The sequence below is a fragment of the Runella sp. genome (assembly GCF_965279615.1).
Lineage (GTDB): Bacteria > Bacteroidota > Bacteroidia > Cytophagales > Spirosomataceae > Runella.
Map to the genome: position 1 here is coordinate 7275919 of NZ_OZ257252.1, position 13998 is coordinate 7289916.

Consider the following 13998-nt stretch of genomic DNA (forward strand, 5'->3'; position numbering starts at 1 on the left):
TTGTAATTTTGCAGCCCCAAAGACACACGCTGCGGGCGTGGTGAAATTGGTAGACATACCAGACTTAGGATCTGGCGCCGCAAGGCATGGGGGTTCGAGTCCCTCCGCCCGCACCTTTAGTGGCCGTCGTCCGTAAACGAAAAGTAAGTTTCGGAAACTGTCAAAAACTAAACCCTCAAGCTCGCAAAGTTTGAGGGTTTTTTCAATTAAGTAACCATTCAATCATTTTCCGTGCAACGGATAACCGCTAATTAATAACTGCACAATGGAGGTTCTGTTAGAAAAAAGTACACCAACCAACGCCACGTTGACCATCAAATTGGCGAAAGGCGATTACCAACCGAAAGTAGAGAAAACCCTCAAAGATTATAGCAAACGCGTTAATTTGAAAGGCTTCCGTCCCGGCAAAGTACCTGCGCAGGTGATTCAGCGCATGTATGGAAAAAGTATTGTTATTGATGAGGTCAATCAATTGTTGAGCGATACCGTCAGTGGCTATATCCGCGACAATAAACTTCCCGTGGTGGGTGATCCCCAAATTGACCGCGAAAAAACGGCAACCATTGACTGGGACAAGCAAAGCGAGTTTGAATTTGCTTACGAATTGGGATTGGCTTCGGATTTTGAGGTGAATTTGAGCACATTGCCGGCGGTTTCAAGCTATACCATTGAAGCGGGCGAAAAAGAATTGAATGATACCATCGAAAACCTGCGTACGCAATTTGCCGGTCAGATCAATCCGGAGGTTTCAGAAGCCGGAGATATGATCTATGGTGAATTGAAACAAGGCGATTTCTCAACCAAAACGGCTATTCCTTCGCGTCAGATCAAAGAAGAATCACAGGCGCAGTTCATCGGTTTGAGCAAAGGCAACGAGCTATCATTTGATATTCGTAACACATTTGTGGATGATAAAGCCGTAGCGCATTTGACAGGTTTGAAAGACGAAGATGCAGCGGCGTTGAACGGTGAGTTTACCTTTTCGGTAGAAGACATTACGCGTCAGGCACCTGCTGAGTTCGATCAGGAGTTTTTTGACAAAGTATTGGGGGCGGGCAAAGCAGATTCGGAAGAAGCCTTCCGCGAGCAGGTAGCCGAGATCATCAAAAATAACTACGCCCGTGAAGCCGACACATTGTTGCGCCGTGATATTGACCAAACATTACTGGACAATATCAGCATTGATCTGCCGGAAGAGTTCCTGAAAAAATGGTTGTTCACCGCCAATGAAGGAAAATTCACCCCTGAGCAAATCGACGCAGATTACCCACAGTTTACGAAATCGTTGAAACTGTCGCTGATCAAAAATAAATTGGCCGACCAAACTGAAATTAAAGTAGAATCGGAAGAAGTGATTGCCCGTGCCGAAGACATGGTACGTGAGCAATTTGGTTTTTACGGCAATGACATGGGTGAGCAGATGAACGAAACCATCCGCAAGATCGCGATGAATTATCTGACGTCGGAGAAAGAAAACAACTACTCAAAAATGTTCAACCTCGTGTTTGACGACAAAGTGTTTGCTGCTCTTAAAAGCCAGCTTACCTTAGAGGATAAAACCATTGATGTAGATCAATTTCAGGAAATTGTAAAGAGCCTTTCGTAGTTCTTACTGGAATATAAAAAAACACCCCATCTTGGCTAAAAACTTGATGGGGTGTTTTTTTTATGTCTTTTTGACCAAAATAATTACGTCCGGATAAGACATTCCAAGTTTCAAAAACTTGGAATGTCTCCGGTTTTGATTTATTCTGCCTTTTTGACCAAAATAATTACGTCCGGATAAGACATTCCAAGTTTCAAAAACTTGGAATGTCTCCGGTTTTGATTTATTCTGTCTTTTTGACCAAAATAATCACGCCCGACGCCCACGACATTTTGACAAGCTGAAAGCGGGAATCGTTTTCGAGTGTTTCGATGAGCGCCGCTACTTTTTCGGCGTGCCCTTCAGGCCAATTGGGTTGGGGAAGCATATCGTCAATGATGTAAAAACCACCTTCTTTGACCAAATTCAGGGTTTCGGCCAAATGATTGTATTTGCCGGGCCACGTATCGGCAAAGATAAAATCAAATTCATTGGCAGGAAGCGCAACGATCACGTCTTCCCCTCGACTGCAAATCAGCTCCAAACGAGCATCATGACCGAGATGCTTTTGGGCAATGGCAATCAATGCTTCGTCGGACTCAACCGAAATGAGGGTTGAATCGGCACTCATTCCTTCCAATATCCAAGCGGTGGCGCGCCCGGCACCGGTGCCGAGTTCAAGAAATTTTCCCGCAGGTTTGGAGGCAATGAGGGTTCGAAGAAATACGCCCGTTAAATCGTCGGAAGGTTGACCAAAGCTGATAGCCTTGGCATCTGCATCAATTTTTTGAATAATGCCGGGTTTGTTTTGAATCGCTGTATCGTTCATAGAATTGTTAGTAATGATCACGCAAAGGCGCAAAGTTATTGTTCGTCTTGGATTTCTTTGCTCCTCCGCTTCTTTGCGTGATAAATTACCAACAAAAGCCACCAAAAAAAAGCAATGATTCCACAACATGGGCTTCCCAGTAAGGCCATTCATGCCCGCCTGAAAATTCATCGTATGTATGCTCTATTTCGTGTTGAAGCAATGCTTGGTGCAGCCGACGATTAGGTTCAATAAGAATATCATCGATGCCACAATCAAATCGAAAAGAAGGAAGTGATGATTTATTTTTTAAGATACTTTCCAAAACTGATTCCTGCGTTTGAATAGCCGAACGCAAGCCCTCAAAATCCTCCGTAAATTGGCTTAGCCGGCCGAATTCAGTGACGGAAGAATGCCCCGAAAAGGCCGTAAATTTATCCGAATACCGGGCTCCCAAACGCAACGCACCAAAGCCGCCCATCGAAAGGCCCGTAAGAAAAAGCGGCAATTGGCGGCCCGCAATCTGCTCTGTAACTACATTGACCACATCATCCACGATCCACTTTTCGTAGTCTTCGGTCAAATGCGGAAGGTAGCCGCTTCCGTCGCCAAAAAGTCCGTCGGAGGGCATGACCAGGAGCATAGGAGGTAAAGTGCCTTCGTCTATAAGTCGTTGCGCGGTTTTATGAACGCCACCTTTCAACGTCCAGGCCCAATGACTTCCGTAGACGCCATGCAGTAAAATAACCATGCCTTTAAGCTCAATGAGAGGTACATTGGGCACAAAGACGCTGATATCGGCGCGTTTTTTCAGCGCAGGACTTTTGACCGTGATCAAGCGTAGGTTGTCATATTCAAAGCGCGGGTCGGATAGCTCGACGGTAAAAAAAGAAGACATGAGATTTGATTATTTCGTCTTGATAATGGTAAGCTGACGGATAAGTTCCTGTTTGGTGGAGGCAGGCACCTGCAACGGTCGCTCATTGTGTTTCAGGTAAAGTTTATCGCCCTCAATACGTTCCAGAAAATCTAAATTGATTAGAAAAGAACGTGACAGGTGAAAGAAGTTAGCTGCGGTAAAATTGTCGGCCACTCGGTTTAAGTTCATGCTCACCTCATAGGGTGTTTTTTCCTGAACAAGGTAGATTTTTGCAGAGGAGCCGTCCGCTTCAATGTAAAGAACTTCGTGTGGGCTGATTCGGTGATATCCTTTGTTTTTTACCGTAAAAAAAAGATCACCGGAAGTATAGGCTTGTTGGTTCGATTTGAAATTATGCCACGCTACCTCTACTTGCATGACCAGTTCGTTAGGTCGAAATGGCTTGAGCAAATAAGCCGCCGGCTGTGTCTCTTTGGCTCTTCGAAATATCTTGGAATCGGGATGGCTTGCCTCAGGCGTGGCGGTCAGGTAAATGATGGGCATGGCATGAAGTTCCATAAGTGCCTTGGCCGTAATGATTCCGTCTGCTGCCGAGCCTTCCAACCGTATGTCAACGATGGCCATGTCAGGAAGATTGCTTTTGGCAGAGTCGAGTGCCGCTTCAAAATCCTGAACAGTGTCGGTAACGACATGACCCGCTTCTTCCAAAATATCTCGTATGTCCATCGCCGTAATAGTTTCATCTTCTACTACCAATATTTTTAAGGATTGCATGGTGGGTAATTAAACTTTGAAGGTCATGGTAAAAACGGCTCCGTTGTTGTTCTCAAACTGATACGTTGCGCGCAATTTATCAGTTTGAGATTTGATAAGCCGCATTCCAAATGATTTTTTAGGAATACCTGCTGCATTATTATTCTCTGATTTCGCTAATCCCGGTCCATTATCGGCAACTACAAGTTCCAAACTACTATCTTTTTGCTTACAGAAAATCATTAACTCCGGAGTGGGTACAACCGGGAACGCATACTTACAGGTGTTGGTTACCAACTCATTAATGATCAATCCTAACGGCACGGCTTTGTCGGCATGGAGGTGCACTCTGTCAATAGTAAGGGTTGGTTGGAGTGAGCCGTAGCCAAAGGCTTTCAAAATTTCTTCCACCAATTCCTTAATAAAATCGGGAAGGTATACTTTGGCTAATTCGTCGCCTTCATAGAGTCGACGGTGGAGAATGGCCATGGACTGAATGCGTAACTGACTGTCGGTGATGGCCTTTTTTGCTGTTTCGTCGGTCAATTGCCGCGCCTGAAGATTGAGAAGACTTGATACTACCTGTAAATTATTCTTAACGCGATGGTTTTGCTCATTGATAAGTTCTTGCTTTTGACGACTGATGCGTTGATTTTTACGGTAGAGTCGATAAAAGGCAATGCTTGCTCCGGTGGCCGCCACTAAAAGTATCAACCCTATACCAATAAAAAGTCGTTGGTTGCGCTCATTTTCGGCGCGAAGCTCCAATTCTTTTTGTTGAATTTTAAGTTGAGCTTCTTTTTTTTGCGTTTCGTACTCTACATGTAGTTTGGCAATGGCCGCATCTCGTTCGGGAATGAATTGATTTTTTTCGAGACCATATACTCCCAAAAGCGATTGATACGCCTTTTGCCATTGGCCCGTCGTCCGATAGTAAACTAAGAATGCATTGAGAAGACCTCCGTGTAAAAGATAGTTGTTGACCTGATGGTCATTATATAACTTATTGGCACTGACCAACACAGAATAAGCTTGTTTGTTGTCGCCAAACTTCATATAAGCCAAACCCAAATTGGTCATTGCACTTACGATTGTGGTATAACTCTTTTGCCGCTCATAAAATGCCAATGCTTTTTTGAAGGAAGTAATAGCGCGGATGTCGTCTGTCGACATATACAATAAGCCAATATTGGCATTTGCTTCAGCAATGCCTGCGGAATCTTTTGACTGATTACTGTAATATTCAGCTTGTTTGTAGCAATACAACATACTGTCATATTTTGGTTTGTCTTTTCGAAAATCTACTCCCACCCAAAGACGTCCATGCAACTGACCCAATGTACTGTAAGCGGTGATCAATCCCTTTTGAGAATCAATTCGTTTAAAAATGCCAATAGCTCGTTTCACATAGTTGATTTCTTCACGGACTATTTTTCGCTCTTTGTAGTTTTCGCTTAATCGAATGTACAATCTTCCCAATTCAAAGGAATCGCCTCTTGGTTCCAGTATTCGCAGCGACTTTAGAAAGTATTGTTCGGAAGTCAAGTCATCGCCGGCAAATCGGTATACTTTTCCGTACAAATAATAGGCTTCGGCCAGCAGCAATGAATCCTTTTTGGCAATGGCTTCTTTCTCCGTTTCCTGAGCGCCTTTGAGTTTTTCGGCGTTGATTTTCAAGGGAAGAGGTTGTTGGGCTTGACCTGGCGAGCACATACATAATGTCAAGATACCTACTATAAATAATGGGTTTAAGGAAAAAGGCATGGTGGGCAAACGGGGTTTATTGTCCCAAATCTAGCTAAAAAAGCAACATTATATCCCAAAACGTACTTCGTACGAAAAATGAGTTTGTTCGTGAGAAATACCGAGCCATTGGTGAATAACGTATTGCCAAGGCTGTTGAGAAATGGGTAATTTGGAAAAAGAATGCCGGCTTACTTATAAGAATCTATCCCATTCTTTACCGTGAATACTTTACCCGATATCCATTTGTCAGACCATTTGATCTTGTTAGGCGGACGATGTCAACTTTCGTTTAAAGATATTCTTTTCATAGAAGCGCAGCGAAGCTATACCGTCTTTTGGCGAGTCAATGGAGAATATGTCATGACTTCCAGGCCTTTGGGTTGGTATGAGAGTAGCTTGCCCGACTACTTGGTAAGAGTACATAAATCCTACATTGTTAACCTGAATTATGTCGTCTCTTTTAAAGATACAACGATTCGTCTCATTGATGGGAGACAAGTGATGGTGTCTCGCCGTCGTAAATCATTCATAAATAAGTTTTTACGTGCTCACTTAAACATCTGATCGCTGATGTTAACCCATTATTTACTATGAAAAACACGTTACTCTTCTTCTTTATTTTTATTGGTTTTTTGAGCCATGCGCAATGGTCGCCTACGGCACCAACGGTGGTATGTGATGCTGTTAAATGGCAGAACAATGCTACAATGGTTGCTGATGGAGCAGGAGGATATATTATGGCATGGAGAGATTATCGGACGAGCAGTTTGCCCAATGATGCAGAGTTTTCGGATATTTATATTCAACGTCTCAATGCTAATGGTGTTCCGCAATGGACTGCCAATGGCTTATTGGTATGCGGGGCTGCTCACGAGCAGACAGCTCCGAAATTAGCACTTTGTAAAACTTCCGATAACCAAACCCGTATAATGGTTGTGTGGCTTGATCAACGTGATAAAGTCAATAATACAGTAAAAACTAAAATATATGCTCAGTCATTTGACTTGAACGGAATAGCGCAATGGGCAGCTGATGGAGTACAAGTGGCGGATTGCAATGGCTTTACATCATTTAGACCTGATATGATTCCTTCTTCTGATGGGAAACGTGCTTTATTTTTTTGGGGGAAGGTATCTGATTCCGCTTTGTACTTACAAGCCCTTAATGCTGATAACGGCAATACATTATATAGTGGCGATGGAACTTTATTAGTGAGTGGATTAATAGGTGGATTTAGTGGTTTGGAAGCAAAAATAAGTCAGGCCGGAAATAGTACAGATGTAAATGTGGTTTGGAACGCATATGCTTATGCGAATTCTTCTTATAATATTTATGCTCAGCGTATTAATGTTACTACCGGAAATAAGCAATGGATAAATCCCGCTAATGTGTGCTTGATAACCGGTAATAAAAATGAACTTCAAATTCAGGAAGACATTATTGTATGGAAAGATCATCGATTTTCTAATGTAGGCCAAAATTATGAGATTTTTGCTCAGCGCCTGAACGCTGATGGGTCTTTGGCATGGAACGCAAATGGAATAAACGTATCCAATACGCCGGGTTATCAGCTCTATCCGCGTATTGCTCCGGCAGGGATAAACAGTGTATGGGTAACGTGGGCAGATGAAGTGTTGAATGCTAAAGATTCATCGTTTGTCTCTATACAGAAAATTAATTCAGATGGTACATTGGCATTTGGGAGTCAAGGTATTAAATTGATTTCTAACTACGCCAACAGAGCTCAGGGGATGGTCGTAAGCCAAGATGATGGAGGAGCGCTGGTATTAGCCAGATCAAACCCAACCGGCAGTATTTATCGTGCGCATAAAATATCATCTGCCGGCCAAAAACTTTGGGGACCTATCGGCCAACCGGTAGGTGGATTGACCGAATTGAGTATAGAAGATCCGGTCGATATTGAGGGTATCCCACTTATCGGTGGCGGAGCTGTATTTTCAGTAGCAATGTATGACGATATTTGGGCGTTACGTGCAAAAATCTGTGATAGCCCGCCTACTGCTCCTACAGTAACTACATCTTATCGACGTTGTGTCCCCGGTAGCTATGCCATTAATTTACCATCTTCAGGATGTCCGTCAGGTACAGTTCAATGGTTTGCCGCTCCGGATGGATTACGATATTTAGGAACCACAACTAATGTATCACCCAATCAAACCACTATTTATAATCGTGATACTACGCAATATGTCTACGCCGAATGTGTGATCAATGGTTGTGCAAGTACGGCGGCGTTGGTGCCTGCACATATCCAAATCGCAGAAAGCTCATTTACTCCTGCGCAATTGCCCAATTACCCGTTCCTGTCTACCGACCCCCCGGCGGTGGTATTGTCCCAATCCACCATTACGGCACAAAACAAAGTCGATCCGCCCGCCAACGTGTTGTATGAAGCCACGCAGGCAGTGCATCTAAGTCCCGGATTTCAGGCCAATACAGGAGCCGTCTTTCGAGCGGAGGTAAAGACCTGCGTGAATGTGAATTAACACTTCTATTATAACCCTTATTATGAGATTTGCTCCTATGAAAAAATTAGTACTGCTTTTGCTTCTTGGTTTCGTTATTCTGAGTTGCAAAGAAAAAATTCCGGTACCCGTTGCCAAGTTTGCGTTCAGCGTTCAAACAAAAGGAGAAGTAATATTTACGAATCAATCCACCGATGCCAATACCTACCAGTGGGATTTTGGCGATGGCAGCGGTAAATCCTCAGAACTCAATCCAAAATATGTATACCAACAACCGGGCCGCTATACCGTAACGCTGAAGGCAACGGGAGCCGGCGGAGAGGCGCAAGTTCAAAATACGGTAGAGATCGTTGCCTTAAAACCTACGGCGGCGTTCAGTTTTACGAATTTGCCCAATGGAGAAGTGCAGTTTCTAAATGAATCCAAAGACGGCGTTTCGTACGCGTGGACGTTTGAAGGTACCGGCACGTCTACGTTGAAAGATCCAAAAGCTTCCTTTGTTTATAATGGTACATACAAAGTCACTCTGAAAGTGACAGGTTTTGGCGGTGTAACCGAAGAATTGACCAAAACCGTGACGATCACCAACGGGAAAGAAAGGCCACCCGTTATTGATGTTACCGTAAAAGATGCAGGACAGGGAAAGGTACAATTCACAAATAATACCCAAAACGGCGTTTCCTATAGTTGGACGTTTGGCGACGGAGGAACCTCAACGGAAGCAAATCCTACCTATACGTATCTATTTAACGGAACGTACAAAATAACCCTGTGTGCCACCAATAAAAGTGGCGAAACGGTTTGTAAAGATTTTACCTCGACGGTGACCGGAATAGCACCGATCAAGATTTTTGATGAAGGAGTGTTTGCTGCTTCCTATACGGTTGAAAATAATAATTTGATCATTTACATGCCGGAAAACCAACAATATGTTCCCACTTTTTTGATAGATGTTAATCAAAATGCCAAAGTGGATGCAAATCTGGACAGGGGTTACGGCGCAGACAGGGTGCTGAATCCTAATGGGACACCTCAGAGCTGGCTTTGTTACTTTTATTTATTAAGTGGAACCGCCAACACCTTTTGCGGAGAAGCAAAAAGTAGTGCGAGCCTCTCCATTGATGCGAATAAATACAGATTTATGATTCCACTGTCAGAACTGGATGAAAAGAATAGTCAAAAGAACGTTCTGCTAAATTTTAGAATATACGATTCCAAAGCAAAAAATTATTATTTCTTTCCCGGCTTTGGAAAAGCCTTTAATGATTTTGAAAAAACGTATAGCATAAAAGTAAAACGATAAGCAAAAACAAGTGTGAACAAAATCCTCTTAAAATACGATCACACCCTTGGCATTTCTGCCCGCATGCATATCGGCGAAGGCCTCGGCGAGTTGGTCTATTGAGTATGTTTTAGTCACCATTTTGTCCAAGATCAAATCGCCTTTGGCGTAGAGTTGCTGGAGGATCGGGAAATCTATCTGCGGGCGGGCTTTTCCGTAGAGCGGATTGATGTAGACCTTGTCCCATTCAAACAGGTTCATGTCGATGCTGATTTCCTGCTCAATGCCGCTGACCTGGCAGGCCACACCGGCATTGCGCACCATTGCCAAAGGCGCGGCACCAAGTTCGGGAATGGCGGTACATTCAAAGGCATAATCAGCGCCTCGTCCGTTTGTCATGGATTTCACGGTTTGCGCGGCCTGTAAGAGTCCTTTATCATTTTTATCGGCCAACACGGTGTCCGTAGCGCCGTATTCTTTGGCCATTTCGAGACGTAACGGATTGATATCTACGGCGATGATCTTGGCGGCACCCGCGATACGTGCGCCCTGAATGACGTTTAACCCTACGCCGCCCGTTCCCAGCACTACCACCGAACTTCCCGTTTTGACTTTGGCGGCATTGACAACGGAGCCGTAGCCCGTCATAACCCCGCAGCCTACAATTGCTGCCGACGAAAAGGGCATATCGACCGTAATTTTGACGCAGGCGGCTTCGCGCACGAGGGTATATTCTGACATGGTGCCGAGACTGAAAGAGCGCTCAATCGGTTGGCCGTCAAGTAGAGTAGAAGTAAGGTTTGCATGCCCGCCGGAGACTTTGTTGCCCGCCGTAACGGGCGAATTTACTTCACAAATATGTTGATTGCCTTCCTGACATTGAAAACAGGTATGGCACGGAATGGCCCAATTAAGGATGACGTTGTCGCCGACTTGAAGACCCTTCACGTTGGGACCGATTTTTGTCACAATCCCCGCTCCTTCGTGTCCCATGACCAAGGACTTGCCCCACGATTGAGAATCCCAATCAGTGTGGCAGATGCCTGCCGCTTTGATCCGTACGAGCACTTCATCCCCTTGCGGCTCCGCTACTTTGAGGGTTTGAATAGAAAAGGTGCCGGCACCGTCGGCAATAGCGGCTTTAGATTGTAACCACATAGGAAGATAGTTTACATAGGTTTTATTCAAATCGACTCATTCACAAAGTGACCGGAAATAATATAGCCAAACGGATGTTGGAATGATTTTTTAGTAAAAACAGTAACACAGAGCAGTTCTACCCAAAGGGGTGACTTTTATCACCGACATTATTGACTTTCATCATATCAGTTCACCATTCATACCTATAGTTTTATGGCATCCAACCAACATAGAAAAAAAATGAGAACGATTCTGGTTCCGACTGATTTTTCAGAAAATGCGAAGAAGGCGTTAGAATTTGCACAGGCAATCGCCGAACGTTATGACGCAGGTATTTCCCTCATTCATGCTTACAGTCCGGCCGCCATTGACCCAAATCTACCCGTTGAAACGTGGGTGACCTTGGAGGACCAGATTGAGAAAATAAATTTGGACTTATTGAATGAATGGATAAAAGACTGCGAGAAGAAGGGCTTCAAATGCACCGGAAAGCAGGTAATGGGGCCCGCTTCTGACGTGATCCTGGATGAAATTAAAGCGCAAAAACCTATTTTGGTCGTTATGGGGCGTACCGGAAAAGGAGGATGGCTCGACAAGATCATGGGTAGTGTGGCCTCATCCGTAACCGTTAAAACGTTGTGTCCTGTGTTGGTTTTGCCACCGGATTCGCACACAAAAACCATCAAACGGATTGTGTACGCCACGGAATTGGAACGGCCTGAAGAAAATGCGTTGGGATTTGCATTCAACTTTGCGGAACATTTTGATGCCGAGCTTACACTGGTCAAAGTAAATGCGCCGTTTGAAGTGAATGTATTTGAAGATGAGGATTTTGTAAATGATATTACAAAAAAATTCGGTAAGAAAAAATATGAATTTAAAACCATCGAAGCCGATTCGGTCATCGAAGGGTTACAAAATTATGCCGACAAACAGCACAGTGATCTGATCGTAATGGCCACCCGCAAGCGTGATTGGTTGGCGGAGCTGATCAATCCAAGTGTGGCTAAAAAAATGGTGTTGGACACGCACGTACCGGTGCTGATTTATCACTTGGAACAACTTGTCCCAAGTGCCTAGCTAATACGATAGAATAAAGATCTTGCGAGAATGGGTTGTTTAAAGTACACCTGAGTCTGATTGGACTCAGGTGTCTTTGTGTTTAGGCAAAGCTTAGAAAGCGCCGGTATAAAAAGGACTGATTACGTGATAACTCGAATCGCGTTTCATGCGGTTGGGAGCGCGGTCGATCCAAACGGTGTATTCTGTATCAATGGATTTACGGTCACGGTCTTTAAATGGAGGCTTAGTTATAAATACCTTCGTAGGACGTTGGTGAGCATAGACCACATCGACCTGTCTGATGTGAACCTGCCTAAGATCGTCCAATGAAATTTCTTTGCCATCTAAAAAAATAGTGATGCTTTTTTTGAATTCATCGTACACATCAAGGTGGTTATCGGAGTCAGCATAAACCATCGCTTTGTGTCTCTTGAAATGACTTGCTTCCATCAAATCGTTCATTCGCCCGGCCCAATTGTATTTGACTTTACCCTCTGTCCGTTTGACCAAAAACTGTTTTCCTTTTTCATAATACAAGCTGAGCATCGCGTCGCCTAATGTATTGATTGTGAATCCTGTAAATTGTCGTCCATTGGGAGCAAAATCCTTGGACAGCGTTGCTTGAGTTATCAGGTTATCTTCACGAATGACGCGCTCAATGGAAGAAGGAAGTTCCTTTAATGGAATATTTTCGAAACAACCTTCGGAATCGCAGTAAAAATCAAACAACGGGAAAAACTCATTTGTATTCATTCTCATGAACTCCAAGCGCTTTTGGGCATGTTGCGTCAGCGAATCTCCCAAATCCCCCATGATAATGCGCTCGATTTGGGTAATATTTCCCTTTTCGTTTCGCTTAATTCCGTTGATTTCAAAAGAGTAACCAAAGCGTGTTACCTCCTCTTGAATAGCTTTCAGATCATCATCGGTGGCTTTGGGACTGACGACGCCGTATAATTTATCGTCATTCCAAAGCAAATATTTTGTGCCGGTATACGCGCCGTTTTCCTGAGGCGGATGTTGACTGAACTGCCGGCAGGTAGCGGTAAAAAACAGCACCAACGCCACAGCACCATACCGCCAAATGCTTTGCCATGAAGAATGTCGATCCATCATGTTAATGCGGTTATACAAGAGTGATCTGTTGAAGTGATTTGTAAAGTTGAAATGCGTGGGATTCGTGAGGGTTTTCATGGTTTGCTGTAATTATGAGTAACGATAGCAACTGTACGTCGGGCCGATTGACGGGTAGAGTCTGAATAAACAGTGTAACATGCTACGGCTCTGATCTTGTCGAAGGTCAGCAATTCAGCCTGCTGTAAGCTACTTGGCTGATTATTTACAATAAATTCCGCATTCTTGTAAAGATTTTCAACACGAAATTCACCTTCTTCCTCAAAATAAATTCGATTTCGGGCACAGGTTTGAAAAATGTATTGAAGAGCCTCCTGAGTTAATATTGTAAGCCCATTCGGTGTTTTTAGCGGATTGCTGTAAAATTTATGCCTTGCGTCGTAGAAGAATGACTCATCTTGCCGATTTTTTTCTTCTTTTTTGGCTTTGTTTGAATCTGTTTGATGGTCATTTATCAATTTTTCAATCTCTTTTGTATCCTGTTCCACAATTTTATTAAATACAGGGTCCCAGGAATTGTCGCTGATTCCGCAAGATCGGTTTTTGGGGTTTATCCAGCCCCCAAAGGAAGAAATAGGTTTATCAATGGCTTTTAAATCATCAGTTTGGCCGCTTCCGCCTCCTTTTGCATAGGATGTTTTTATGGTTATTTCTGATAAATAAACTCCCAAAGGATCATATTTCATTTGTTTCACGAAAAATACACCACCTGCCTTTTTGAACTCCTGCTGAATAGCAGTTAAATCATTCAACGTAACTTTGGGCGTAACGACCCAGTATAATTTATCGTCTTTGTAAACCACATATTTTGTTTTTGAAACGGGTACGTTTTGTGAAACCTTCTCAATTTCTGTGGATTGACTCTGTAAAATTTCTTTCGACGGCGCCAAAACAGGCTTCAATTCCGGCATTTTTTCTGCGATTTTCAGCGCAATTTCCTGCCGATAAGGCTTCGTAAAAGCCGCCGAAAGCCAAATCAAGGCAATGAAAAATCCATATTTAAAAACAGCCTTGAAAGACGACTTTCGACGATTCATCATTTCAATACGCGTTTTGAGCAGCGATTGATTGAAATGATTTGTAAAGCTGAAATGTTGAGGATTGGTGATTAATTTCATACCA

The 13998-nt window shown here is 43.6% G+C and carries 12 protein-coding genes and 1 tRNA gene; 6 read left to right on the plus strand and 7 right to left on the minus strand.

The genetic code is table 11. The features are described 5' to 3' along the window. Positions 1 to 31 precede the first annotated feature (31 nt). Positions 32 to 113 (plus strand) — tRNA-Leu (locus ACQY73_RS30630). 152 nt (positions 114 to 265) lie between these two features. Then, positions 266 to 1606, plus strand: coding sequence for a trigger factor (tig, locus tag ACQY73_RS30635; protein WP_428657978.1), 1341 nt, complete (start codon positions 266 to 268; stop codon positions 1604 to 1606). A gap of 223 nt (positions 1607 to 1829) precedes the next feature. Here the strand turns inward: tig and ACQY73_RS30640 are convergent, their stop codons facing one another. The 4 genes from ACQY73_RS30640 to ACQY73_RS30655 form a co-directional block, all read right to left on the minus strand. After that, a complete protein-coding gene (locus tag ACQY73_RS30640) occupies positions 1830 to 2414 on the minus strand; it encodes an O-methyltransferase (protein WP_428657979.1) in 585 nt (194 codons plus the stop codon). Positions 2415 to 2499: 85 nt separating this feature from the next. Continuing rightward, positions 2500 to 3291: an alpha/beta hydrolase gene (locus ACQY73_RS30645; RefSeq protein ID WP_428657980.1), complete on the minus strand. Its 792-nt coding sequence runs from the start codon at positions 3289 to 3291 to the stop codon at positions 2500 to 2502. Between the two features lie 9 nt (positions 3292 to 3300). Beyond that, a complete protein-coding gene (locus ACQY73_RS30650) occupies positions 3301 to 4047 on the minus strand; it encodes a response regulator (RefSeq protein WP_428657981.1) in 747 nt (248 codons plus the stop codon). Positions 4048 to 4056: 9 nt separating this feature from the next. Then, positions 4057 to 5703, minus strand: a complete 1647-nt coding sequence (locus ACQY73_RS30655; protein ID WP_428657982.1) for a sensor histidine kinase — start codon at positions 5701 to 5703, stop codon at positions 4057 to 4059. Positions 5704 to 5991: 288 nt separating this feature from the next. On the opposite strand from ACQY73_RS30655, the gene ACQY73_RS30660 reads away from it, so the two are divergent. The 3 genes from ACQY73_RS30660 to ACQY73_RS30670 are packed head-to-tail and all read left to right on the plus strand — an operon-like array spanning position 5992 to position 9561. Next, entirely contained in the window at positions 5992 to 6336 is a 345-nt protein-coding gene (locus ACQY73_RS30660) for a LytR/AlgR family response regulator transcription factor (RefSeq protein ID WP_428657983.1), read from the plus strand. A gap of 26 nt (positions 6337 to 6362) precedes the next feature. Continuing rightward, positions 6363 to 8279 carry a 3-coathanger stack domain-containing protein gene (locus ACQY73_RS30665; RefSeq protein WP_428657984.1) on the plus strand — a complete coding sequence of 639 codons (1917 nt, stop codon included), beginning with the start codon at positions 6363 to 6365 and terminating at the stop codon, positions 8277 to 8279. 37 nt (positions 8280 to 8316) lie between these two features. After that, on the plus strand, positions 8317 to 9561 hold the full coding sequence (locus ACQY73_RS30670) for a PKD domain-containing protein (RefSeq protein ID WP_428657985.1): 1245 nt from the start codon (positions 8317 to 8319) through the stop codon (positions 9559 to 9561). Between the two features lie 27 nt (positions 9562 to 9588). Here ACQY73_RS30670 and ACQY73_RS30675 read toward each other — a convergent pair whose 3' ends face one another. After that, complete coding sequence (locus tag ACQY73_RS30675) at positions 9589 to 10698, minus strand: Zn-dependent alcohol dehydrogenase (RefSeq protein WP_428657986.1); 1110 nt, start codon at positions 10696 to 10698, stop codon at positions 9589 to 9591. Positions 10699 to 10920: 222 nt separating this feature from the next. Between ACQY73_RS30675 and ACQY73_RS30680 the strand changes: the two genes are divergently transcribed. Beyond that, positions 10921 to 11760, plus strand: coding sequence for a universal stress protein (locus tag ACQY73_RS30680; RefSeq protein ID WP_428657987.1), 840 nt, complete (start codon positions 10921 to 10923; stop codon positions 11758 to 11760). Between the two features lie 93 nt (positions 11761 to 11853). Here ACQY73_RS30680 and ACQY73_RS30685 read toward each other — a convergent pair whose 3' ends face one another. Beyond that, positions 11854 to 12936 (minus strand): hypothetical protein, encoded by a 1083-nt coding sequence (locus ACQY73_RS30685; RefSeq protein WP_428657988.1) that lies wholly within the window; start codon positions 12934 to 12936, stop codon positions 11854 to 11856. Then, complete coding sequence (locus tag ACQY73_RS30690; protein WP_428657989.1) at positions 12933 to 13994, minus strand: hypothetical protein; 1062 nt, start codon at positions 13992 to 13994, stop codon at positions 12933 to 12935. Before ACQY73_RS30690 ends, ACQY73_RS30685 begins: the two co-directional genes overlap by 4 nt. Between the last annotated feature and the right edge of the window lie 4 nt (positions 13995 to 13998).

Bases quoted from the DNA above. Each gene is read 5' to 3' on its own strand.
- tig (WP_428657978.1), top strand. From the start codon at position 266: ATGGAGGTTCTGTTAGAAAAAAGTACACCAACCAACGCCACGTTGACC.
- ACQY73_RS30640 (WP_428657979.1), bottom strand. From the start codon at position 2,414: ATGAACGATACAGCGATTCAAAACAAACCCGGCATTATTCAAAAAATT.
- ACQY73_RS30645 (WP_428657980.1), bottom strand. From the start codon at position 3,291: ATGTCTTCTTTTTTTACCGTCGAGCTATCCGACCCGCGCTTTGAATAT.
- ACQY73_RS30650 (WP_428657981.1), bottom strand. From the start codon at position 4,047: ATGCAATCCTTAAAAATATTGGTAGTAGAAGATGAAACTATTACGGCG.
- ACQY73_RS30665 (WP_428657984.1), top strand. From the start codon at position 6,363: ATGAAAAACACGTTACTCTTCTTCTTTATTTTTATTGGTTTTTTGAGC.
- ACQY73_RS30670 (WP_428657985.1), top strand. From the start codon at position 8,317: ATGAAAAAATTAGTACTGCTTTTGCTTCTTGGTTTCGTTATTCTGAGT.
- ACQY73_RS30675 (WP_428657986.1), bottom strand. From the start codon at position 10,698: ATGTGGTTACAATCTAAAGCCGCTATTGCCGACGGTGCCGGCACCTTT.
- ACQY73_RS30680 (WP_428657987.1), top strand. From the start codon at position 10,921: ATGAGAACGATTCTGGTTCCGACTGATTTTTCAGAAAATGCGAAGAAG.
- ACQY73_RS30685 (WP_428657988.1), bottom strand. From the start codon at position 12,936: ATGAAAACCCTCACGAATCCCACGCATTTCAACTTTACAAATCACTTC.
- ACQY73_RS30690 (WP_428657989.1), bottom strand. From the start codon at position 13,994: ATGAAATTAATCACCAATCCTCAACATTTCAGCTTTACAAATCATTTC.